This window comes from Micromonospora sp. DT233 (assembly GCF_049841815.1).
Classification (GTDB): domain Bacteria; phylum Actinomycetota; class Actinomycetes; order Mycobacteriales; family Micromonosporaceae; genus Micromonospora.
On record NZ_JBNCLB010000017.1, the window covers coordinates 34589 to 57629 of the forward strand.

Annotated in this window: 16 protein-coding genes and 1 pseudogene; 7 read left to right on the forward strand and 10 right to left on the reverse strand. The window is 71.3% G+C overall.

The features are described 5' to 3' along the window. Positions 1-1479: 1479 nt before the first annotated feature. The 8 genes from ACLQ2V_RS25255 to rpmH form a co-directional block, all read right to left on the reverse strand. Complete coding sequence (locus tag ACLQ2V_RS25255; protein ID WP_425721066.1) at positions 1480-2559, reverse strand: ParB/RepB/Spo0J family partition protein; 1080 nt, start codon at positions 2557-2559, stop codon at positions 1480-1482. Between the two features lie 27 nt (positions 2560-2586). Continuing rightward, the gene (locus ACLQ2V_RS25260; protein WP_425721067.1) at positions 2587-3924 is read right to left on the reverse strand and encodes an AAA family ATPase; all 1338 of its coding nucleotides are present in this window, start codon (positions 3922-3924) and stop codon (positions 2587-2589) included. 261 nt (positions 3925-4185) lie between these two features. Further along, positions 4186-4881: a 16S rRNA (guanine(527)-N(7))-methyltransferase RsmG gene (gene rsmG / locus ACLQ2V_RS25265; RefSeq protein WP_425721068.1), complete on the reverse strand. Its 696-nt coding sequence runs from the start codon at positions 4879-4881 to the stop codon at positions 4186-4188. Between the two features lie 283 nt (positions 4882-5164). Then, positions 5165-5764, reverse strand: a complete 600-nt coding sequence (locus tag ACLQ2V_RS25270; protein WP_425721069.1) for a protein jag — start codon at positions 5762-5764, stop codon at positions 5165-5167. Positions 5765-5987: 223 nt separating this feature from the next. Further along, positions 5988-7073: a membrane protein insertase YidC gene (yidC, locus tag ACLQ2V_RS25275; RefSeq protein WP_425721070.1), complete on the reverse strand. Its 1086-nt coding sequence runs from the start codon at positions 7071-7073 to the stop codon at positions 5988-5990. A gap of 3 nt (positions 7074-7076) precedes the next feature. Continuing rightward, on the reverse strand, positions 7077-7364 hold the full coding sequence (gene yidD, locus ACLQ2V_RS25280; RefSeq protein WP_425721071.1) for a membrane protein insertion efficiency factor YidD: 288 nt from the start codon (positions 7362-7364) through the stop codon (positions 7077-7079). Then, positions 7361-7780 carry a ribonuclease P protein component gene (rnpA, locus tag ACLQ2V_RS25285; protein WP_425721072.1) on the reverse strand — a complete coding sequence of 140 codons (420 nt, stop codon included), beginning with the start codon at positions 7778-7780 and terminating at the stop codon, positions 7361-7363. Before rnpA ends, yidD begins: the two co-directional genes overlap by 4 nt. Before the next feature lie 32 nt (positions 7781-7812). After that, positions 7813-7950, reverse strand: coding sequence for a 50S ribosomal protein L34 (gene rpmH / locus ACLQ2V_RS25290; protein ID WP_184680567.1), 138 nt, complete (start codon positions 7948-7950; stop codon positions 7813-7815). Positions 7951-8255: 305 nt separating this feature from the next. Here rpmH and dnaA point away from each other — a divergent pair, with 305 nt between their 5' ends. The 5 genes and pseudogenes from dnaA to ACLQ2V_RS25315 form a co-directional block, all read left to right on the forward strand. After that, complete coding sequence (dnaA, locus tag ACLQ2V_RS25295) at positions 8256-10571, forward strand: chromosomal replication initiator protein DnaA (protein ID WP_425721151.1); 2316 nt, start codon at positions 8256-8258, stop codon at positions 10569-10571. Positions 10572-11813: 1242 nt separating this feature from the next. Further along, positions 11814-12947, forward strand: coding sequence for a DNA polymerase III subunit beta (gene dnaN, locus ACLQ2V_RS25300; RefSeq protein WP_425721073.1), 1134 nt, complete (start codon positions 11814-11816; stop codon positions 12945-12947). Between the two features lie 41 nt (positions 12948-12988). Further along, positions 12989-13861, forward strand: coding sequence for a phosphogluconate dehydrogenase (NAD(+)-dependent, decarboxylating) (gene gnd / locus ACLQ2V_RS25305; RefSeq protein ID WP_425721074.1), 873 nt, complete (start codon positions 12989-12991; stop codon positions 13859-13861). Between the two features lie 16 nt (positions 13862-13877). Next, a complete protein-coding gene (recF, locus tag ACLQ2V_RS25310) occupies positions 13878-15011 on the forward strand; it encodes a DNA replication/repair protein RecF (RefSeq protein ID WP_425721075.1) in 1134 nt (377 codons plus the stop codon). Between the two features lie 184 nt (positions 15012-15195). Continuing rightward, positions 15196-15789, forward strand: a pseudogene (locus ACLQ2V_RS25315) (DciA family protein); the annotation flags it as partial. Positions 15790-15792: 3 nt separating this feature from the next. Here ACLQ2V_RS25315 and ACLQ2V_RS25320 read toward each other — a convergent pair. Both ACLQ2V_RS25320 and ACLQ2V_RS25325 read right to left on the reverse strand, forming a co-directional pair. Then, positions 15793-16023: a hypothetical protein gene (locus tag ACLQ2V_RS25320; protein WP_425721076.1), complete on the reverse strand. Its 231-nt coding sequence runs from the start codon at positions 16021-16023 to the stop codon at positions 15793-15795. Positions 16024-16098: 75 nt separating this feature from the next. Next, complete coding sequence (locus tag ACLQ2V_RS25325; RefSeq protein WP_425721077.1) at positions 16099-16653, reverse strand: hypothetical protein; 555 nt, start codon at positions 16651-16653, stop codon at positions 16099-16101. 529 nt (positions 16654-17182) lie between these two features. On the opposite strand from ACLQ2V_RS25325, the gene gyrB reads away from it, so the two are divergent. Both gyrB and gyrA read left to right on the forward strand, forming a co-directional pair. Beyond that, positions 17183-19129, forward strand: coding sequence for a DNA topoisomerase (ATP-hydrolyzing) subunit B (gene gyrB, locus ACLQ2V_RS25330; RefSeq protein ID WP_425721078.1), 1947 nt, complete (start codon positions 17183-17185; stop codon positions 19127-19129). A 130-nt stretch (positions 19130-19259) separates the two neighbouring features. Then, on the forward strand, positions 19260-23039 hold the full coding sequence (gene gyrA / locus ACLQ2V_RS25335) for an intein-containing DNA gyrase subunit A (protein WP_425721079.1): 3780 nt from the start codon (positions 19260-19262) through the stop codon (positions 23037-23039). Positions 23040-23041 lie beyond the last annotated feature (2 nt).

The window sequence follows — 23041 nt, forward strand, 5'->3', positions numbered from 1 at the left end:
GGCTCCACGTCTCCGGCTCGACATTTTCCGCTCCGCGCTTTCCCTGCCCTCTGGACCGCGTCCCTCCGCTTGCGGGAGGCGTCGCAGGGCGGGTTGTTCCTTGGATGTGGTGCTGGGTGCCAGCGGAGCGGGGCGGGCTGGCAGTGAACCTACGGACGGGCGACGGGGAGCGGCACCTTTGGGGCCGCTGCATGGCGGCCACGGTGGCACGTCCGGCAGGGCGGTCGAACGATGGGACTTTGGCAGACGCGCCATCGAATGCGCAATTGGCGCTCGACGCCTCCGTGAGTCGGCTAGACGGCCTCGATCGCGGTGACGAGCCGGATCGAACAGGCGATGCCCACGCGGCGATTCCCGGTCCACGTGTCTGGCCGGGGTGCGCCGCCGAGCGGCCACCGGTCCCTGGTTTCACGTGGAACCGCGCCCGCCTCCGGGACGACGAACGGCGGTTTCACGTGGAACGTGCCCCGCCCCCGGACTCCCCCGCGACGAAGGGCGGCCCGGTTTCACGTGAAACCGCGCCTGGCCCGTCGATGACGGTTGGCGGTTTCACGTGAAACCGGGCCGCCCCGGCTCGCCAACAGCGGCAAGGGGTGTCGGCGGGTCAGCTCCCCGGCCTGGCCGATGGCTCCTCGTGAGGGCGGGGCGGTTCCACGTGAAACCGCCCCGACGCCTCTGCCCGGCGTCATGCGGTGGCGAGAGGTCGGCGGGAGGCGGGAGGCGGGAGGCGGGAGGCGGGAGGCGGACGGTTCCACGTGAAACCGCGTCCTTTCCTTCGCGGCCTCGGGTACCGGCTAGCCCTTCACGCGGTCCGTCGCTGCCGTGCCTCGCCGTGCCGTGCCTCGCCGTGCCGTGCCTCGCCGTGCTGGTGGGATCGGGTCGGGCCGGGCCGGGGGCATGACTGGCATAACGGCGTGATTGCCGTACCGCGCTCTGCGGGGGCAAGCGTGCCGAGCGGGGGCGTACACGTCTCTCCCGTGCTGTGCCACGCCGCTAAGTCACCCCCCGGCGGTTGACGGGTTGACCGCCGGCACAGCTTCCGCCTCGCCACCAGAAGCACCGAGCCCTAGGCTCGAGGCGCCAGACGGCCCTCAGCGGGCCGAAGATCGCATCAGCGCCGTGTCGGGTGCGTCTCGCTGTCCCGTGGCTGCACGGCCGCGTACAGCGGGCTCTCGCTGCCTTCCGATCCCGAGCCGATCACCCGCGCACGCGTCACCGACGGGTCGGCCGCGCGATCGCCTCCATTGCACTGCCGGGCGGGCGTAACCCGACATCCGAAATGTGCCTGCGAGCGTGCCACCGGCCACGCCGACCACCAGCCGGGCCGGCACGGCGATCGACCGCACCCGACGAGTGCCACGCCGGCACGAAAGCCGTCGACCGCAGCCCCGAAAGCCGAAGTCGACGGCAGCCCGGAAAGCGCACCGGCCGCGTCGCCCTGGCGGGCGGCGCGGCCGAAGGTGGTGGTCGTCGGACGGATCAGTCCTCGGGGGCTTCCTCCTGGCCGACCCCGATGATGCCGACGATCCGTTCCAGGTCGTCGACCGTGGCGAACTCAATGGTGATCTTGCCCTTGCTCCGGCCGATGTCCACCTTGACCCGGGTGTCGAAGCGGTCGGAGAGCCGATCGGCAAGATCGGTCAGGGCGGGAGCGTGCGGCTTTGCCCGTCGCTGCGCGGCGGGGGCCTTGGCCGGGCCGTCGGCCAACGCGAGGGCGACGATCTCCTCGGTGGCCCGGACGGAGAGCCCTTCGGCGACGATGCGCTTGGCGAGCTGCTCCTGCGCCTCCGACTCGTCCAGGCTCAGCAGGGCGCGGGCGTGCCCGGCCGAGAGCACCCCGGCGGCGACCCGCCGCTGCACGGGGGCGGGCAGGTTCAGCAGGCGAATCGTGTTGGAGATCTGCGGGCGGCTGCGGCCGATCCGCCGGGCCAGTTCCTCGTGGGTGGCGCCGAACTCCTCCAGGAGCTGCTGGTAGGCGGCCGCCTCTTCCAGCGGGTTGAGGTTCGCCCGGTGGATGTTCTCCAGCAGCGCGTCCCGCAGCATGGCGTCGTCCCGGGTGTCCCGGATGATCGCGGGGATGCTCTCGCGGCCCACCGCCTGTGCGGCCCGCCACCGGCGCTCACCCATGACGAGTTCGTACTTCTCGCCGTCCAGCGCGCGAACCACGATCGGCTGGAGGAAGCCCACCTCCTGAATGGAGGTCTTCAGCTCTTCCAGGGCATCCTCGTCGAAGACCTGCCGGGGCTGCTTCGGATTGGGCATGATCGCGTCGACCGCAATCTCGGCGAACCGGGCCCCTGGCACCGGGCTCAGCTGGTACTCCGGCTCCGCCGCGACGGCCGCTACGGCCGTCTTGGTCTCGGCGGTGTCGAAGGCGTCGGCGGTGGGGCCGTCGGCGGCTGCCTCGCCTGCCGGGGCCGGCGGCGACGGGACCATCGCCGGCGGAATCGAGGCGACCTCACCGCCGTCCGGCGTCGCCGTTGCGGTGGGCGGGACCGGGCCGGTGGGGATCAGTGCCCCAAGACCCCGGCCCAAACCGCCCCGAGGACGGTTCTTCATACGACGCCTCCCAGCGACTCGTCCGCACTACGCATTCCGGCTCGGCTCCTTGACCCCACGCTCGGCGATCTCCTGGGCGGCCTCGAAGTAACTCGTCGCCCCCCGCGAACCGGGATCGTAGGTCATGACCGACTGCCCGTAGCTCGGTGCCTCCGAGACACGCACGTTTCGGGGGATGACCGCCTGGAGCACCTTGTCGCCGAAGTGGTTCCGGACGTCCTGCTCGACGGCGTCGGCCAGCCGGGTGCGGCGGTCGTACATGGTGAGCAGGATGGTGGAGACGTCAAGCTTCGGGTTGAGGTGCTGGCGTACCAGGTTGATGTTGTTGATCAACTGGTTGAGCCCCTCCAGTGCGTAGTACTCGCACTGAATCGGGATCAACACCTCCTGCGCGGCAACCAACGCGTTGACGGTGAGCAGGCCGAGCGAGGGCGGGCAGTCGATGAAGACGTAGTCGAAGTGCCCGGGGTAGGCGTCGATCGCCCGCACCAGCCGGGACTCCCGAGCCACCACCGACACCAGCTCGATCTCGGCACCCGCCAGGTCGATGGTGGCGGGCACGCACCAGAGGTTCGGGATGCCCTCGACGCCCTGGGCGACCTCCTCAAGAGGCACACTGTTGATCAGGCAGTCGTAGACGTCCGGGATCCCGGTGTGGTGGGGGACGTTCAGCCCCGTCGACGCGTTGCCCTGCGGGTCCAGGTCGACCACGAGGACCCGGTTGCCGTGCAGGGCGAGCGCCACTGCCAGGTTCACCGTGGTCGTGGTCTTACCCACGCCACCCTTCTGGTTGGCGACGCACATCACCCGGGTCCGCTCGGGGCGGGGCATGGTCACCTCGCCACTCGGATTAAGGATCTGCACGGCGCGCATAGCCTCCATAGCCAACGGTGGGTCATCCTCTTCGCGCGTCGGGGTTTCACGTGAAACGTACGCGGCCTCCACCGGATCGGTCCGGTAGGCCTCGGCCGGCGGTGCCGGCGTGTCGACAGCAACGGCGGCCGGGGGAGCCGCATCGTGGGTGGGTCGGCGGGGGTAGGCCGCCCTGCCAGTGGGCGGCGCTCCGGCCCGCTCCGGTGCGGCCGCGTCGCGGCGGCTGGCTACGGGAGAACGTTCGGCGACGGGATCGTCGGGGTTCGCCGCGCCGTAGACCGACCCGTGGGCCGCAGATGTCGGAGAATCGGCCGGAACGCCCGTCGGTGCCTCGCGGTGAACCACCGGCGCGCAGTCGAGCGAGGCGGGAGCCGCCACCTCCCCGCCCCGGTCGCGGCGGTCGGTTTCACGTGAAACGGGTACGGCTGCGGAGGGCCCCACGTAGCCGCTCGTCACCCGTGGATCGTCGTCGTACCTGCCGTCGTCATGCACCTGTCATCCCTACCCGCTCCGGATGGTCGGTCCGCACCCCGTCGTCCTGGCCGCGCGTCGCACCACGGAGCGTACGGCCCGGTGCGGGTGACCGGGACCCCTCGGCCCGTAGCTGACGGCCACTCCACACTGTCGACGCGGCCAGCCTACGGCGGACGGGCTCGGCCGGTCCACGTCGGGCTTCGCCCTCGACCGCACCCCGTACCCGATTCAACGACTCGACCTGCGGCCGGAAGCCGGCCGCAGGTCGAGGAAGTCGAATCAGCGACCCCGGCGCTGACCGCCGCGCGCGCGCTTCGGCGTCGGCTTGGGCTGCTTCAGGACCCGCTCCCGGGTGATCTCCACCACGGTGGCGGGCGGCTCGATCACGCCGACCCCGCACCGATGCAACGCGGGCTCGCCGCCGCCGAGTTTGACGACCGCCTGGGCGTGCTCGGTGATCTCGTCGGCGGCGGAGGCCCCCTTCAACGCGATCACCCGTCCGCCGCGCACGGTCAGCGGCAGACACCAGGCGGCGAGCCGGTCCAGTGGGGCGACCGCCCGAGCCGTCACGATGTCGCCGCTGAACGGCCCCACCCCGGCGGACCCGGTCGCCGCCTCGTCGGCGCGGCCGCGGAACACCCGGACCGTCTTCGCCAGCCCGAGCCGCTCGACGATCTCAACGAGGAAGGACGTGCGTCGGGCCAGCGGCTCGATCAGCGTCACGGTCAGGTCGGGGCGGGCAATGGCGATCGCCAGACCGGGCAGGCCGGCTCCCGAACCGACGTCGAGCACCGTCACGCCCTGCGGGATGCGCTCCGTCACGGCGGCGCAGTTGAGCAGGTGCCGGTCCCAGACCCGGGGTGCCTCCCGGGGCCCGATCAGACCCCGGAGCACGCCGTCGGTGGCCAGCAGTTCGGCGTACGCGGCGGCGAGGTCGAGCCGGTCGCCGAACAGGGTCCTGGCCGCGACCGCCAACTCCGGCGGCAGCGCCGCGGCGCTCGGGTCGGGCCCGGAGCTCGGATCCGGCCCGGAGCTCGGATCCGGCCCGGCGGCCGAATCGGGCTCGGAAGCCGGATCCGGCGCGGAGCTCGAAGCCGGTGCGGGCGGGGAATCGTGCAGGTCTGCCGGGCGATCGTCTCCGCCCGGCCGGTCGATCCTGTCCTGCCGGTCGTTGCTTCGCCGGACAGGCGACGGCCCGGGTGGCGTGCCACCCGGGCCGGACACGGCAGCAGCCGTGCGGTCGTCGCGCGTCACTCGATCAGTCCGCCGGCCGGATGATGATGCGCCGGTTCGGCTCGACGCCCTCGGACTCGCTCTCCACCCCGGTCATCGCGTTGACGACGTCGTGGACGCACTTGCGCTCGAACGCCGACATCGGCTCCAGCCGCACCGGCTCGCCGTACTCCTTGACCTTCTCGACGGCGTTCTTGGCCACGGCGCCGAGCTCCTTGCGGCGGTTGGCCCGGTAGCCCCCGACGTCGAGCAGCAGCCGGCTCGGGGTGCCGGTCTGCCGGAACACCGCGAGCCGGGTCAGCTCCTGGAGCGCCTCCAGCGTCGCGCCGCGCTGGCCGACCAGGTTCTGCAACCCGTCACCGACCACCTCGACGACCGGGCGCCCCCCGGAGACCAACTCGTCGATGTCGCCGTCGTAGTCGAGGATGTCGAGCAGCCCCTCGACGTAGTCGGCGGCGATTTCGCTCTGCTGGAACAGCTCGCTCTCGGCCGGTGCCTTCTTCTCCCGCGCGGCCGGCCCGGTCTCGGGCTCCGCCGACTCGGTGTCGCCGGTGGCGGTGGCCTCGATCGGCGTGTCCTCCTCCTCCACCGACTGGTCCGCGCTGGGGATGCTGGTCTCGGTCACGGTCTCATCTCCGTACTCGCTCGCCGGACCGTCGGGTCCGCTGGATTCCCCGGGGCCGGCCGGCGGGAGACCGGCGGTGCCCCGGGCACGTCTGTACGGGCCAGTTTCGCCCGCGACCGCGCTGCGCGCGGTGGGTTCCGCCCCGGCGCCGGCCCTGCGCGGGCGGCTGCCTTGGGGCGGTCCGTGCGCCGCCGACCCGACCGGCGACGCACGGCAGGCGCGGTCAGCCCTGGCGCTTGGCCGGGCCGCTCTTCTTCGGTCCGGCCGCCTTGGCACCCGGGCCGGCTGCCTTCGCGGCCGGAGTGGTCGGCTTCGCGGCCGGGGTGGCCGGGGTGGCAGGCTTGGTGCCCGGCTTGATCGGCTTGGCACCCGGCTTCGGCCCGGCGACCTTGGGCGTGGTCGGGGCCTGCTTCGCCGGGGCCGGGGCGGCCTTGCGGCCGAACAGCCCGGCGGTCTTCGCCGGCTGGACCGGGTTACGGGACGGGGTCGCGCCGGGGCGCACGGGGCTGGGCGGCGGCGGGTACTTGCGCAGCACCCACTGCTGCTGACCGAGGGTGAACAGGTTGTTGACGACCCAATAGATGACCACGCCGATGGGGAAGATGGCGCCGGAGATGAGCAGCGACAGCGGGATGCCGTAGAGCATCAGGCGCTGCACCATCCGCTGCTGCGGGTCCTCGGCCCAGCCGGTCTTGAGGATCATCTGGCGGCTGGTGAGGTACGTGGTGCCCATCATGAACAGCACCAGGATGCCGGCGATCACCTTCACGGTGGTGCCGTTGGCGCCCAGGCGGGCCAACTCGTCGGCGGTCGAGCCGAACTTGGCGGCGATCGGCGCGGTGAAGATCTCCGCCTGCGAGACGCTGTTGAACTGCTCGACCGTCCAGCCGTAGAGGGTCTTCTTGTCCTCCGACTTGGCCGGGTCGAGGCGGCGCAGCACGTGGAAGAGGCCGAGGAAGACCGGGATCTGGAGGAACATCGGAAGGCAACCCATGAGCGGGTTGGCCTTTTCCTTCCGGTAGAGCTCCATCATTTCCTTCTGGAGCGTCTCCTTGTCACCCTTGTGCTTCTCCTGCAGCTCCTTGACCTTGGGCTGCAACGACTGCATGGCCCGCTGGGACTTGATCTGCTTGACGAAGATCGGGAACAGGATCACCCGCAGGGTGACGACCAGGAAGATGATGGCCAGGATCCAGGACCAGTTCGTGCCGATTACGGTGCCGGCCGACACCCCGATGGCGTCCCAGGCCGAGTGCCAGGTCAGCAGGATCCACGAGATCGCGGAGTAGATCCAGTCCAGACTGAACAATTCTCAGGCTCCAGTCACATCGGCGCGGCGGCGGCCGCCCGGCTCGGGCACCGGGTCGTATCCACCAGGGTGAAAGGGGTGGCAGCGCGACAACCGTCGGACCGTGAGGCCGGACCCCCGGATCGCGCCGTGGCGGGAGAGGGCCTCGACGGCGTACGCACTGCACGACGGGTGGAACCGACAGCGGGCCGGCAACGCCGGGCTTATCCAACGACGGTACGCGATGATCGGCCAGGTCAGCACCCGGGCACCCGGGCTTGGCGGCCGGGATGCGGTGGAACCGCTGCTCATCGGGATCGCCGCCCCCGAGGGGTGCGGACGGCTGCGGCGAGCGCCGCGTCGAGGTCGGCGGCGAGCCCCGCGTACGACGCCTCGGCGGCGGCGGGCAGCGCGCGTACGACGAGGGTGCCGCCTGGGGGCAGGGCCGTCAGTCGCTCGCGGACCAGGTGCCGCAGCCGGCGGCGGACGGTGTTACGGACGACGGCCGGGCCGACGGCCTTGGAGACGACGAAGCCGGCGCGGGTCGGTGCGGAGGTCTCCTCCGCACCGGTGCTCCGCGCCGGCTCCGGCGGCGTGTCGGTTGTCGATCCGGGTGTGTGGGGCAGGCTCAGGTGGACGACCACCGCGCCTCGCCCGGCACGTCTGCCACCGCGAACCGCTGCGGCGAAGTCGCTGCTGCGCCGCAGTCGTTGCGCGGCCGCCAGCACGAGCCCACGTCCCCCGAATCAGACCGGTCGGCTCAGGCCGACAGGCGGGTGCGGCCCTTGGAGCGACGGGTCGCGATGATGGCGCGGCCGGCCCGGGTGCGCATGCGCAGCCGGAAGCCGTGGGTCTTCGCGCGCCGGCGGTTGTTCGGCTGGTAGGTGCGCTTGCTCACGTCAGGCTCTCCGTTTTCGTACGCCCCGGGCGCTGGACCGCCGGGGTCGTGTGGTGGTCCAGGCCACCTCGGCGGTGGCCCCCGATCGGTGCTGCCCGGCGGCGCGGGCCTCGACGAGGCGAGGATGACGACCACGGACAGCAAGCACACACCACCCTAGCAGAGGGCGGCAGAGCAGCCGTTCCAGCCTACGCAGCGGGACAATGACCGTCAAACACCTCGCCGACGCCCATCACCTGCCCCTGCGGACGACCGAAGCGGCGGTTTTCACTGATGCCGACAAGGGTGCCACGCGCCGGCGGTTGATGGCCCCCGCCCCCCGCTGTTACCGTGCGCGTTTGCGGTCGGTGTCGCGGCCGGTCGGGTCGGTGGCCAGGCTGGTCGGTGGCCAGGCTGGTCGGTGTCGGCACCGGTTGCCGCCGGCGGGCAAGACCCGACAGGGTAGTGAATCGTTCGGCACGGTGAAACCCGCTTCAGCGCCTGCCCAGCCAGGGGCAGGTCCGACCCGCTCCGGCGGGAGGCCCCGATCGGTCGGCACACAGGCTGTGGATAACTTGTGGACAACGCCGACCGGTGAGCCATTCGGGCTGGACCACAGCGGCGGTCGGGAGCAGAGGCGAGGGGGTGGCACGACGGTGGCCGGTACGACCGACCTTGCCGCGGTGTGGACTGCGGCCACGGACGAGCTCGCCGATGAGATCATCTCCGCGCAGCAACGCGCGTACCTGCGGCTCACCCGGCTCCGCGCGATCGTGGAGGACACCGCGCTGCTCTCCGTGCCGGACGCCTTCACGCGGGACGTGATCGAGTCCCGGCTGCGGCCGGCGATCACCGAGGCGTTGACGCGGCGGCTCGGCCGGCCGATACAGGTGGCGGTCACCGTGCGGGCGCCCGAGGACCCGGCCGGCCGGCCGGGCGGCACGGTCTACCGCAGCACCCCCGATGGCGACCAGGACGGTCCCCCCAACTTCGACGCCCCGCCCACGTTCGACGCGCGGGGCTACGACGGGCCGGGCAACCGGCACGAGCAGACCGCCGGCTTCTCCACCCCCGGCTACCCGGACCGCAGGGAGCCCGATCGTGGCGAGCACGGCGACCACGGCGATCGTGGCGACCACGGCGGCCACGGCCGGCCGGCCGGCGGGCGCGACGCCGGCTACCCGGACCGCAACCGCGGGTACTCCGGACGTGACGACGGTTACGCCGAGCGTGACGGAAACTACGCCGGGCACGACGGAAACTATCCACAGCGCGGCACGGCGGAGCACCAGGCGGCCGAGGGTGGCGACCCCCGCCCGTCGACGGCCGCCGACGGGCACCGGCCCGGCCTCGTGCCGAACAGCCGGGACGCCCAGGAGCCGCTGTTCAGCGCGGCCTTCGCCGAGCCGCTGGCCCCGCCGAGGCCGGGCCAGGACCGGCGCGGCTACGAGGGGCCGGGCACCGACACCCGGCCGTACGAGCCCCGGTACCGCGACGCCGGCCCCCGGCTGCCCCGCGACGGCGGCACGGACAGCGGGCCCGGGCGCGGTGGCGCGAATCACCGTCCCGGCGGCCGGGACGACAGGCGGCTGCCCGGTGGGACGGAGAGCGGCGGCAACCGGCTCAACCCGAAGTACATGTTCGAGACGTTCGTCATCGGCTCGTCCAACCGGTTCGCGCACGCCGCGTCGGTGGCCGTCGCCGAGTCGCCGGCGAAGGCGTACAACCCGCTGTTCATCTACGGCAGCTCCGGGCTGGGCAAGACCCACCTGCTGCACGCGATCGGCCACTACGCCACCACGCTGGGCAACGCCCGCTCGGTCCGGTACGTCTCGACCGAAGAGTTCACCAACGACTTCATCAACTCGCTGCGCGACGACAAGACCAGTGCGTTCCAGCGCCGCTACCGCGACGTCGACATCCTGCTGATCGACGACATCCAGTTCCTGGAGAACCGCGAGCGGACCCAGGAGGAGTTCTTCCACACGTTCAACACCCTGCACAACGCCAACAAGCAGATCGTGATCACCTCCGACCGGTCGCCGAAGCAGCTGGCCACCCTGGAGGACCGGCTGCGGACCCGGTTCGAGTGGGGGCTGCTGGCCGACATCCAGCCGCCGGACCTGGAGACGCGGATCGCGATCCTGCAGAAGAAGGCGGCGCAGGAGCGGCTCTACGCCCCGCCGGACGTGTTGGAGTTCATCGCGTCGCGGGTGTCGAACTCGATCCGGGAGCTGGAGGGGGCGCTAATCCGCGTCACCGCCTTCGCCAGCCTCACCCGATCGACCGTGGAGCTGTCGCTGGCCGAGGAGGTGCTGCGGGACTTCATCCCCGACGGCGCCGGCCCGGAGATCACCGCCGACCAGATCATGGTCTCCACCTCCGAGTACTTCGGCGTCAGCCTGGAGGACCTGCGCGGGCACTCGCGGTCCCGGGTGCTGGTCAACGCCCGCCAGGTGGCCATGTACCTGTGCCGGGAACTGACCGACCTGTCGCTGCCCCGCATCGGGCAGGCCTTCGGTGGGCGGGACCACACCACGGTCATGCACGCCGACCGGAAAATCCGGCAGCAGATGGCGGAGCGCCGCTCGCTCTACAACCAGATCGCCGAGCTGACCAACCGGATCAAGCAGACCACCTGAGCCCCGCCTTTCGGGCCGGCGCTCGGGCCGGTGGTCCGATCGTCGACGCCCGGCCGCCCCGGCAGCGGCGGGTTGATCAGCTCAATGTGCGGCACAACGCGGCCTGACAAGACCCGGACGCCACCACATACCGCACAAGAAGTCGATCACGTTCGGCCGGCAGCCGGCGGTTCGCCGTCCGCGACAGCCCGGACCGCAGCGGGCCGGTCGTGGCCGACGGCCGACGCGGCCGGGGCTCCCCACCAGCGCTACGCGCCGGGACCGCGCGCCAGGGCCGCCACCGGCGGCCCGGCCACGACACGGCGCGCGGGCGTGCGCACGGGCCCGGATAACGGGTGTCCGAATCCGACCGCAGCACGATCCCGGCGATGACCGGTGTCCCCGGCGATGACCGGTGTCCCCTGCGATGACCGGTGTCCCGGCGAATGACCGGTGTCTCCGCCGAGGCGCACAGCGGTGTGACCCGCGCCACTTTTCGCCCGGACCGCCCGCCGTCCACAGACCGCTGCCGGAGCTGCTCGGCACCCCTTGGCCGGCCGAGGCCCCCAGCGAGGCCCGCCGGAGCCCTCGAATCCGCCCAGGTTGTCCACAACGCCCCCAAGTTATCCACAGCAAGTTATCCACCGGTGGTGGATAACTACGCGGCGTCTCAGGCCAGTTACCCACAGGCTGTGGAAAAACCCTGGGGACGACCCTGTGGATGCCTGTGGACGGCTGTGGACGACGCCGCTCGTCATCCACCGTTCCCGGGTGGCCTGTGAATTTCCTGTTGAAGGTTCTGGGGACAACGACGACTCGGGCCGGTTCGCCTGTCCACAGGACTGGGGAGAAAGTCGGTGGATAACCGGTGGATAACCGGTGGACGACGGTGGACAACTCGGCCCGCCCCCGCTGCCTGTGGACGCAGGGGCCGGTTAAGCCCAGGTTCTCCACAGCCAATTCACCGGTGGATAACGCTCCTACCAGCGCAAACGCGGGTTTTCCACAGTTTGCACAGGACCGATGAAGACTATGAGGTTCTCTTCTTAAGAGAACAAAAACCAATCATCACCGTTGGGCTTGCTGTGGATGGGCTCGCAACCGGCCCGGAGACACCCGGCCCGGCACCGAGCGATGCACGGGGCCGGGCGTACAGCCGATGCCCTCGCGCCCTAAGGTGCGATGAGACCCGCACGGTCGGGCGGGACGGTGGGCAGCGGTCGGCATGAGAGAGTTGGCGCTGACGTCGACGCGGAGGCAGTTATGAAGTTCCGAGTGGAGCGCGACGCGCTCGCCGAGGCCGTGGCGTGGACGGCGAAGAGCCTGCCCAACCGGCCGTCCGTGCCGGTGCTGGCCGGTGTGATGCTGCGGGTGACCGACGGCAACCTGCAGGTCTCCGGCTTCGACTACGAGGTCTCCAGCCAGGTGACCGTCGACGTGCAGGGCGACGCCGACGGGGCCGCCCTGGTCTCCGGCCGCCTGCTCGCCGAGATCACCAAGGCGCTGCCGGCCAAGCCGGTGGACATCGCCGCCGTCGGCGCGCACCTGGAGCTGGTCTGCGGCAGCGCGCGGTTCACCCTGCCCACCATGCCGGTGGAGGACTACCCCTCGCTGCCGGAGATGCCGGCCAGCGCCGGCACCGTCGACGCCGCCGCGTTCGCCGCGGCCGTCGCCCAGGTGGCCGTGGCCGCCGGCCGCGACGAGACGCTGCCGATGATGACCGGCGTGCGCATCGAGCTCTCCGGGGGCAACGTGGCGATGCTCGCCACCGACCGCTACCGCCTCGCCCTGCGCGAGATGGAGTGGAACCCCGACGACCCCGAGGTGAGCATCAACGCCCTGGTGCCGGCCCGGACCCTGCACGACACCGCCAAGGCCCTCGGCCCGCTCGGCGGCCAGGTCACCGTGTCGCTGTCCCAGGGCGCGGCCGGCGAGGGCATGATCGGCTTCTCCGGTGGCACCCGGCGCACCACCAGCCGGCTGCTCGACGGGGCGAACTACCCGCCGGTGCGCTCGCTCTTCCCGGCCAGCCACAACGCCGAGGCCCGGGTCGCGGTGAGCGCCCTGATCGAGGTCGTCAAGCGCGTCGCCCTGGTCGCCGAGCGCACCACCCCGGTGCTGCTCAGCTTCAGCACCGACGGGCTCGTCGTCGAGGCCGGCGGCACCGAGGAGGCCCGCGCCAGCGAGGCCATGGACGCCACCTTCACCGGCGAGCCGCTGACCATCGGGTTCAACCCGCAGTACCTGATCGACGGCCTGACCAACCTGGGCGCCCAGTTCGCGGTGCTGTCGTTCGTCGACGCGTTCAAGCCGGCCGTGATCTCCCCCTCCGGCGAGGATGGCGACGTCATCCCCGGGTACCGATACCTGATCATGCCGATCCGCGTCTCCCGCTGATCGCACCCCCCTTGATCCAGACGCAGCGGAGGTAGGAACAGATGCAGCTCGGCCTCGTAGGACTCGGCCGGATGGGCGGCAACATGCGCGAACGGTTGCGCGCCGCCGGGCACGAGGTCGTCGGCTACGACCGCAACGCGGAGCTGAGCGACGCCGCCGACCTCGCCGAGCTGGTCGACAAGCTCGCCGCCCCCCGCGCGGTCTGGGTGATGGTCCCGGCCGGGGTCACCGACACGACCATCGACGAGCTCGCCGGGCTGCTCGGCGACGGCGACATCATCATCGACGGCGGCAACTCCCGGTTCAGCGACGACGCCCCCCGCGCGGAGCGCCTCGCCGAGCAGGGCATCGGGTACCTGGACGTCGGCGTCTCCGGCGGCGTCTGGGGCAACAAGAACGGGTACGGCCTGATGGTCGGCGGCGCGCAGGAGCACGTCGACCGGCTGATGCCGATCTTCGAGGCGCTCAAGCCGGCTGGCGAGTTCGGCTTCGTGCACGCTGGCCCCGTCGGCGCCGGGCACTACGCCAAGATGGTGCACAACGGCATCGAGTACGGCCTCATGCACGCCTACGCCGAGGGCTACGAGCTGCTGGCCAAGTCGGAGTTCGTCACCAACGTGCCGGGCGTGTTCAAGTCCTGGCGCGAGGGCACCGTGGTCCGCTCCTGGTTGCTCGACCTGCTCGACCGAGCCCTCGACGAGGACCCGGAGCTCGCCGAGCTCAGCGGCTACACGGAGGACACCGGCGAGGGCCGCTGGACCGTCGACGAGGCCGTCCGGCTGGCCGTGCCGCTGAACGTCATCACCGCGTCGCTCTTCGCCCGGTTCGCCTCCCGGCAGGACGACTCGCCCGCCATGAAGGCCGTCGCCGCGCTGCGTCAGCAGTTCGGCGGCCACGCCGTGCACAAGCGCTGAGCGGCACCCACAACCTGTGTACGTCCGCCGGCTCGAACTGGTCGACTTCCGCTCCTACGAGCGGGTCGGCGTCGACCTGGAGCCGGGTCCGAACGTGCTGACCGGCGCCAACGGCGTCGGCAAGACCAACCTGGTCGAGGCACTGGGCTACGTGGCGACCCTGGACTCGCACCGGGTCGCCACGGACGCCCCCCTGGTCCGGATGGGCGCCTCCGCCGCGGTGATCCGCTGCGCCGTGGCCCACGAGGGGCGCGAGCTGCTGGTCGAGCTGGAGATCGTCCCCGGCAAGGCCAACCGGGCCCGGCTGGGGCGCTCCCCGGCCCGGCGGCCGCGCGACGTGCTCGGCGCGCTGCGGCTGGTGCTCTTCGCCCCGGAGGACCTGGAACTCGTCCGGGGCGACCCGGCCGAGCGCCGCCGCTACCTCGACGACCTGCTGGTCAACCGCCAGCCCCGCTACGCCGGGGTACGCGCCGACTACGAGCGGGTGGTCAAGCAGCGCAACGCCCTGCTGCGCACCGCGTACCTGGCCCGCAAGACCGGCGGGTCGCGCGGCGGTGACCTCTCCACCCTCGCGGTCTGGGACACCCACCTGGCCCGGCACGGCGCCGAGCTGCTGGCCGGCCGGCTGGAGCTGGTCGCCGCCATCGGCCCGCACGTCACCAAGGCGTACGACGCGGTGGCGGCGGGCCGGGGCGCGGCGGGGATCACCTACCGGCCGTCGGTGGAGCTGCCCGGCCCGACGCCGGACCGGGAGGCCCTCGCGGCGGCGCTGACCACGGCGCTGGCCGAGTCCCGCTCCGCCGAGGTGGAGCGCGGCACCACCCTGGTCGGCCCGCACCGCGACGACCTGGTGCTCAACCTGGGCCCGCTGCCCGCCAAGGGGTACGCCAGCCACGGCGAGTCCTGGTCGTTCGCGCTGGCGCTGCGGCTGGCCGGCTACGACCTGCTCCGCTCCGACGGCATCGAGCCGGTGCTGGTGCTCGACGACGTCTTCGCCGAGCTGGACGCCGGCCGCCGGGACCGGCTGGCGGAGCTGGTCGGCGGGGCCAGCCAGGTGCTGGTCACCTGCGCCGTGGACGACGACGTGCCGGACGGCCTGCGGGGCACCCGGTACCGGGTGGGCGAGGGGACGGTACGCCGTGTCGAATGAGCCGCAACTTCCACCGGCCCGCACCGGGCCACCCCGCCGGGGGCGTACCCCGACCGGAGCGGCCGCCGACGGAAGCACGTCCGGGTCGCAGGCCCAGCCGGGCGGCGACGAGGCCGCCGCGCCGCGGCGGGCCGGGCGGCGGGCCGGCGGCCAGGCGGCGCAGCCGAACGACGCTGCCGCCACGCGGCCGAACGCCGCCACCGGGCGGCCCGAGGGGCGAGCGGCCGACGCCGCCCCGGCGGCCGAGGCCGGCGGGGCGGAGCCGGCCGGCGGGGCGGCCGGGCCGGAGCTGGCGCGGGCGGTGCTCGACGCCGCGAAGGCCCGGCGCGCGGCGACGGCCCGCACCCGACAGCGCAGCGCGGTCTCCGGCGACGGCGAGGGCGGCCGACGGCTGCGCGGCTACTCCGGGCCGGGCCCGGACCCGCGCGACCCGCAGCCGCTGAGCGCCGTGCTCAACCGGCTGGTCAAGGCGCGGGGCTGGGCGCAGCCGGCGGCCGAGGCGACGGTCTTCGGCGCGTGGGAGCGGGTGGTGGGCTCGGAGGTCGCCCAGAACAGCCGACCGGTGAAGCTGGAGAACGGCGAGCTGACCGTGGAGGCCCGCTCGACCGCGTGGGCGACCCAGCTCCGGCTGCTCGCCGCCTCCCTGCTGCGGCAGATCGCCAGCGAGGTGGGGCACAACGTGGTGCGCAAGCTGCACATCCACGGCCCGGCCGCGCCGTCGTGGTCCAAGGGGCCGCGCCGGGTCCGGGGGCGGGGCCCCCGCGACACGTACGGCTGAGCCTCACTGCTCGGCGCGGCGGGCTTCCCGCTCGGCGCGCTTGCGCTCCCGCTGCTCCCGGCTCCACTGCTTGCGCCGCTCCAGGTCCTGCTTCCAGGCATCCCGGGCGTGCCGTGAGCCGCCCTGCACCGCCCCCTGCACCTGGGAGGGGCCGGCGAGGTGGCGGAACACCCAACCCATGATCCGGCCGCCCCCACCCGTCGGGTCGCCGGTCGCCTGCTCGTCGCCGCTCATCCGCGTGGCCTTTCCCGTGTCGCCAGGACATCCGCTGTACGCCACAATTCGTACACCACCGGCGGGGCGGCCTGCTCAGGCGTCGGCGTAGACGGCGAACCCCCGGTCGGCGCAGCGGCGGTAGAAGGCGGCCAGGACGCCCAACTCGGCGCAGCTGAAGTCCCACTGCGGCGGATCGCCGTTCTCGTCGCGCAGCGCGTCCAGGCGGCTGGCCAGCCAGCGCAGTTGCTGCTCGGCGAGGCGGCCGTCGGCCAGCAGGCCGCGCAGCACGGCGCTGACCGAGTCGAAGGTGACCGTCTCGCCGTGCGGGCGGTGCCCGGCCACGAAGCGCTCGACGCCGCCGGCGATCCAGGAGCAGCCGTCCGGGTCGATCACCGGGTCCTCGTCCTCGGCGGCGGCGTCCGTGGCGTAGAGCACATTTTCCAGCCCGAGCAGCAGGTCGACCAGCTCGGTGTAGGCCGTGGCCCGCACGGTCCCGGTCTTGGCGATGTGTTCCGCGAGGGCGGCCGTCGGCGCGGAGATGCCCGGCACCTCGACGATCTCGCCGAAGTCGACGAACTCGGCCGGCGCGACCGGGTCGTAGAAGCGGCCGGTGCGCGGCCAGTGCACCGCGACGTTGTCCAGCCCCATCTGGTGTCACCCCTTGAGCACGTGTCGAAGCGTTCGCCGTCGATCGTCCGGTTCCGACCGGAAAAGATCAAGAACGGCCACGGTGGCGCCGCAAAGGTACGCCCACCGCCCGGTCCGGCGCGACCCCGGCCCCCGTGTTGCGGCCCGACCCGGCTGCGGCGCGATTTCCCGATCGGGTCGTGGCGTGTAGGGGGGGCCGTGGGTGGCGCGGTTCGGCCGGCTACGAAGTTCTCAGCCGCCGCGAAGAGGTGCCGAGTGGTGGTTCTGTCGTCCGCGCACAGTAAGATTGAGGTTGAGACGAAGACCCGGCACGGAGCGACGGACACGGGCCCACCGGCCCGCGATGATTGTCCCACGCCGGGTCGAGCCGATCGCGATCCGCGGGCAACCGCGGCGACCGGCGTTTCGGCCCGTGCCCGGGAGAGTGTCCCCGGTGTCGGTCCGCACGCCGACGTCGCGTCCTGTCCGCCGAACCCGCGCCCGCCGTGCCGCTAGCAGCGGCCCGAGCGGCGCGAGAAAGTGGCCGAGGGTGGCAGCGCAGGACAAGCAGGAGTACGGCGCCGAGTCGATCACCGTCCTGGAAGGGCTGGAGGCCGTCCGCAAGCGGCCCGGCATGTACATCGGGTCGACCGGCGAACGCGGTCTGCACCACCTGGTGTGGGAGGTCGTCAACAACGCCGTGGACGAGGCGCTGGCCGGTTACTGCGACCGCGTCGACGTGGTGCTGCTGGCCGACGGCGGGGTGCGGGTCGTCGACAACGGCCGTGGCTTCCCGGTCGACCTGCACCCCAAGTTGAAGAAGCCCGGCGTCGAAGTCGCGCTGACGGTGCTGCACGCCGGCGGCAAGTTCGACGGCAAGGCGTACGCGGTCTCCGGCGGTCTGCACGGCGTCGGCGTCTCCGTGGTCAACGCCCTCTCCACCCGGATGGCGGTGTTGATCCACAAGTCCGGCTTCGTCTGGCGGCAGAAGTACGTCTACTCCAAGCCAGAACCGCTGGAGAAGGGCGAGGCCACCGACCACACCGGGTCGACCGTCGAGTTCTGGCCCGACGCGGAGATCTTCGAGACCGTCGAGTTCGACTTCCAGACCATCTACCGCCGCCTGCAGGAGATGGCCTTCCTCAACCGCGGCCTCACCATCCACCTGCTCGACGAGCGGGTCGCCGAGGGCGAGGACGGCCGGATCCGCGAGGTCACCTTCTGCTACCAGGGCGGCATCGCCGACTTCGTCCGGCACCTCAACGCCTCCAAGAACCCGATGCACAAGACGGTGGTCGAGTTCGGGTCCGAGGAAGAGGGCATGTCGGTCGAGATCGCCATGCAGTGGAACGAGTCGTACGGCGAGTCGGTCTACACCTTCGCCAACACGATCAACACCCACGAGGGCGGCACCCACGAGGAGGGCTTCCGGGCCGCGCTGACCAGCGTGGTCAACCGCTACGGCGCGGAGAAGAAGCTGCTCAAGGGCGACGAGCGGCTCTCCGGGGAGGACATCCGCGAGGGGCTCGCCGCGATCATCTCGGTCAAGCTCACCGACCCGCAGTTCGAGGGGCAGACCAAGACCAAGCTCGGCAACACCCCGGTGAAGAGCTTCGTGCAGCGGGTCTGCAACGACCGGCTGGTGGACTGGTTCGACCGGAACCCGGCCGAGGCGAAGACCATCATCCAGAAGGCGTCCCAGGCCGCCCGGGCCCGGATCGCCGCGCAGCAGGCGCGCAAGCTGGCCCGGCGCAAGTCGCTGCTGGAGTCCGGCTCGATGCCGGGCAAGCTGGCCGACTGCCAGTCCACCGACCCGCGCGAGTCCGAGGTCTTCATCGTCGAGGGCGACTCGGCCGGCGGCTCGGCCAAGCAGGGCCGGGACCCGCGCACCCAGGCGATCCTGCCGATCCGCGGCAAGATCCTCAACGTGGAGAAGGCCCGGATCGACCGGGTGCTCAAGAACGCCGAGGTCCAGGCGCTGATCACCGCGCTGGGCACCGGCATCCACGACGACTTCGACATCGAGAAGCTGCGGTACCACAAGACGGTGCTGATGGCCGACGCCGACGTCGACGGCCAGCACATCCAGACGCTCCTGCTCACCCTGCTGTTCCGCTTCATGCGGCCGCTGGTCGAGCTGGGCCACGTCTACCTGGCTGCCCCGCCGCTCTACAAGATCAAGTGGAACAAGAAGGGCGACGACGCGCAGTACGCCTACTCCGACCGCGAGCGGGACGGGCTGATCGCGCTGCGCCAGCAGAAGAAGCCGAACGCCAAGCCGGACGACATCCAGCGCTTCAAGGGCCTCGGCGAGATGAACTATCCCGAGCTCTGGGAGACCACGATGAACCCGGCGACCCGCACCCTGCGTCAGGTGACGCTCGACGACGCGGCGACCGCCGACGAGCTGTTCACTGTGCTGATGGGTGAGGACGTCGAGGCACGCCGCTCGTTCATCCAGCGCAACGCCAAGGACGTCCGCTTCCTGGACATCTGACGGACCGGGCGGGCGGGCCGGTTCTCCACCGGGTCGCCCGCTCATCCACAGAGTTATCCACAGCACGGTCGGTTTCCACAGCGGTTATCCACAGCATGAAACCGACTCTGATTCTGATAAGGGTTAAACAGTGACCGATACCCCCGAGTCCACCCCGAGCGAACCCGAGGTCCCCGAGGCCCTCGCCGCAGTCGTGCAGCACGACCGCGTCGAGCCGGTCGGCCTCGAGGTGGAGATGCAGCGCTCCTACCTCGACTACGCGATGAGCGTCATCGTCGGGCGGGCGCTGCCGGACGTCCGGGACGGGCTCAAGCCGGTCCACCGCAAGATCCTCTACGCCATGTTCGACTCCGGCTACCGGCCGGACCGGGGATACGTGAAGTGCTCCCGGGTCGTCGGCGACGTGATGGGCCAGTTCCACCCGCACGGCGACTCGGCCATCTACGACGCGCTGGTCCGGATGGCGCAGTCCTGGTCGCTGCGGTACCCGCTGGTCGACGGCAACGGCAACTTCGGCTCGCCGGGCAACGATCCGGCTGCCGCGATGCGTTACTGTATTTCGGGAGATGTCCGGATTCGTACGGCCGATGGGTCGGTCCGGATCGACCAGCTCGTGCCGGGCGCGGCACCGAGCAGCGAGACCGACGTCTCGCTCAAGGTCCGCGACCGCAACGGCGACCTGGTGCACGCCTCCCGGTTCTTCCACTCCGGCGAGCACGCCACCCTGCGGCTGCGCACCCGCGAGGGGTACGAGCTGACCGGCACCCACAACCACCCGGTGCTCTGCCTGGTGGACGTGGCCGGCGTGCCGACCCTGCTGTGGAAGCTGCTCGCCGAGACGTCCCCCGGCGACCGGGTGGTCCTCCAGCGGACGGTGCCGGACGAGATCGGCTACCCGATGCTCGAGCACGTCGAGGCGGCGGTGCTGGCCGGCGCGTTCGTCAGCGAGGGCTGGGTGTCGCAGGAGCGGGCCGGCTTCAACAACGTCGACCGGGAGTTCTTCGTCCGCGTCCTCGCGGCCTACGACCTCGCCGTCGGCGGCCCGCGCTACGTCAGCCAGCGCACGATCGCCTCCGGCAGCGTGTTGCACGAGATCGACATCCAGGACCTCTCCGCGCTGCGGGCGAGCATCCTCGGCGAGCTGGTCGGGGCGGGCAGCGCCGCGAAGTTCGTTCCCGAGTTCGTCTGGCAGGGGCCGGCGGCGATCAAGCGGGCGTTCCTCCAGGCGCTCTTCGAGGGCGACGGCTCGTCCTCGCTGCTGCCCCGCAACAGCATCCAGGTCTCGTACTCGACCCGCAGCGAGCGGCTGGCCGGGGAGGTCCAGCAGCTGCTGCTGGAGTTCGGCGTGATCAGCCGGCAGTGCCGGTACGACTCGGGCGAGATCAAGGTGGTCGTCACCAACCGCCGCGACGCGCGGATCTTCGCCGCCCACGTCGGTTTCCTCGGCCGCAAGCAGGCCAAGCTGGAGTCGGAGCTGGCCGCCGTGCCGGCGAGCAGCACCGCGCTCTCCGGCGACTTCGTGCCGCTGGTCGGCGACTTCATCCGCGAGCACGGCGCGACCCGGTGGACCGAGCGGGACTGGCTGCGCCGGCACAACGTCGACCGGATCGAGCGCTGGGAGCGCGACCGCGACGAGATCGCCGCCCGGATCACCGAGCGCGAGGTGCTCGACGTGGTCGAGCCGCTGGTCGACGGCCGGTTCTACTACGCCGAGGTGGCCAGCGTCACCGACGCCGGGGTGCAGCCGGTCTACAGCATCCGGGTGGACACCGACGATCACTCGTTCGTCTCCGACGGCTTCGTCAGCCACAACACCGAGTGCAAGCTCGACCCGCTGGCGATGGAGATGCTGCGGGACATCGACGAGGACACCGTCGACATGCAGGACAACTACGACGGCCGGGCCAAGGAGCCCACGATCCTGCCGTCGCGGATTCCGAACCTGCTGATCAACGGCTCCGAGGGGATCGCGGTCGGCATGGCCACCAAGATCCCGCCGCACAACCTGCGCGAGATCGGCGCGGCGGTGCAGTGGTGCCTGGACAACCCGGACGTGGAGGAGGCGGAGACCCTCGACGCGCTCATCGAGATCGTCAAGGGCCCGGACTTCCCGACGCACGGCCTGATCGTCGGCACCCAGGCGATCCAGGACGCGTACCGCACGGGTCGGGGTTCGATCCGGATGCGGGCCGTGGTGGAGGTCGAGGAGGACAAGCGGGGCCGGCCCTGCCTGGTGGTCAGCGAGCTGCCGTACCAGGTGAACCCGGACAACCTGGCCGAGCGGATCGCGGAGCTGATCAAGGAGGGCAAGCTCGCCGGGATCGCCGACATCCGCGACGAGTCCTCCGGGCGTACCGGCATGCGGATCGTGCTCGTGCTCAAGCGCGACGCGGTCGCCAAGGTGGTGCTCAACAACCTCTACAAGCACACCCAGCTCCAGGAGACCTTCGGCGCCAACATGCTGGCGCTGGTCGACGGCGTGCCGCGCACGCTGAACCTGGCCCAGTTCCTGCGCTACTACGTCGAGCACCAGATCGAGGTGATCCGGCGGCGGACGGCGTTCCGGCTGCGCAAGGCCGAGGAGCGGGCGCACATCCTGCGCGGCCTGTCGAAGGCGCTGGACGCCCTCGACGAGGTGATCGCCCTGATCCGGCGTTCGCCCACGGTGGACGACGCCCGGCAGGGCCTGATCCGGTTGCTGGACATCGACGAGATCCAGGCCACCGCGATCCTGGACATGCAGCTGCGCCGGCTGGCCGCCCTGGAGCGGCAGCGGATCCTCGACGACCTGGCCAAGCTGGAAATCGAGATCGCGGACCTCAAGGACATCCTGGCCAAGCCGGAACGGCAGCGGCGGATCGTCTCCGAGGAGCTCGGCGAGATCGTCGCGAAGTGGGGCGACGAGCGGCGTACGAAGATCATGCCGTTCGACGGCGAGGTCTCCATGGAGGACCTGATCGCCCGCGAGGACGTGGTGGTCACCATCACCCGCACCGGGTACGCGAAGCGGACCAAGGTGGACCTGTACCGCTCGCAGCGGCGCGGCGGCAAGGGGGTCAGCGGGGCCACGCTGCGGCAGGACGACATCGTCAGCCACTTCTTCGTCTGCTCCACGCACGACTGGATGCTGTTCTTCACGAACAAGGGCCGCGTGTACCGGGCCAAGGCGTACGAACTTCCGGAAGCCAGTAGGGTAGCCAAGGGCCAGCACGTGGCCAATCTGCTCGCGTTCCAACCGGACGAGCGGATCGCGCAGATCATCGAAATTCCGAACTACCAGGTGGCCCCCTACCTGGTACTGGCCACGAAGAACGGCCTGGTGAAGAAGACGCGGCTCGAGGAGTTCGACTCCAACCGTTCCGGCGGAGTCATCGCGATCAACCTGCGCGATGAGGACGAGCTGGTCGGTGCTGCCCTGGTGGCGCCGTCCGACGACCTGTTGCTGGTGTCGAAGAACGCCCAGGCGATCCGCTTCAACGCGACCGACGAGGCGCTGCGGCCGATGGGGCGGGCCACGTCGGGCGTGATCGGCATGCGGTTCACCGACGACGACGTCCTGCTGGCGATGGAGGTCGTCCGCGAGGGGTTGGACGTGCTGGTGGCCACGAACGGGGGATACGCCAAACGTACCCCGATCGAGGAATACCCGGTCCAGGGCCGGGGAGGTAAGGGCGTGCTGACCGCGAAGATCACCGAACGACGCGGTGGTCTGGTCGGTGCGGTGGTGATCCACCCGGACGACGAGTTGTTCGCGATCACCAGCAACGGTGGCGTCATCCGGACTCCGGTGAAGCCTGTACGCCGTACCCGTGACCGGAACACAATGGGGGTCAAGCTGATGGACCTCCCGGACGGCGTGACTATCGTGGCGATTGCTCGCAATGCCGACGAGCCTGACGAACAGGACTAGTT

Coding starts and splice junctions, on each gene's coding strand:
- ACLQ2V_RS25325 (WP_425721077.1), bottom strand. CDS start 16,653: ATGGGGCTGGACAACGTCGCGGTGCACTGGCCGCGCACCGGCCGCTTC.
- dnaA (WP_425721151.1), top strand. CDS start 8,256: ATGGCCCCCGCCCCCCGCTGTTACCGTGCGCGTTTGCGGTCGGTGTCG.
- yidD (WP_425721071.1), bottom strand. CDS start 7,364: ATGAGCAGCGGTTCCACCGCATCCCGGCCGCCAAGCCCGGGTGCCCGG.
- dnaN (WP_425721073.1), top strand. CDS start 11,814: ATGAAGTTCCGAGTGGAGCGCGACGCGCTCGCCGAGGCCGTGGCGTGG.
- gnd (WP_425721074.1), top strand. CDS start 12,989: ATGCAGCTCGGCCTCGTAGGACTCGGCCGGATGGGCGGCAACATGCGC.
- ACLQ2V_RS25320 (WP_425721076.1), bottom strand. CDS start 16,023: ATGAGCGGCGACGAGCAGGCGACCGGCGACCCGACGGGTGGGGGCGGC.
- ACLQ2V_RS25255 (WP_425721066.1), bottom strand. CDS start 2,559: ATGAAGAACCGTCCTCGGGGCGGTTTGGGCCGGGGTCTTGGGGCACTG.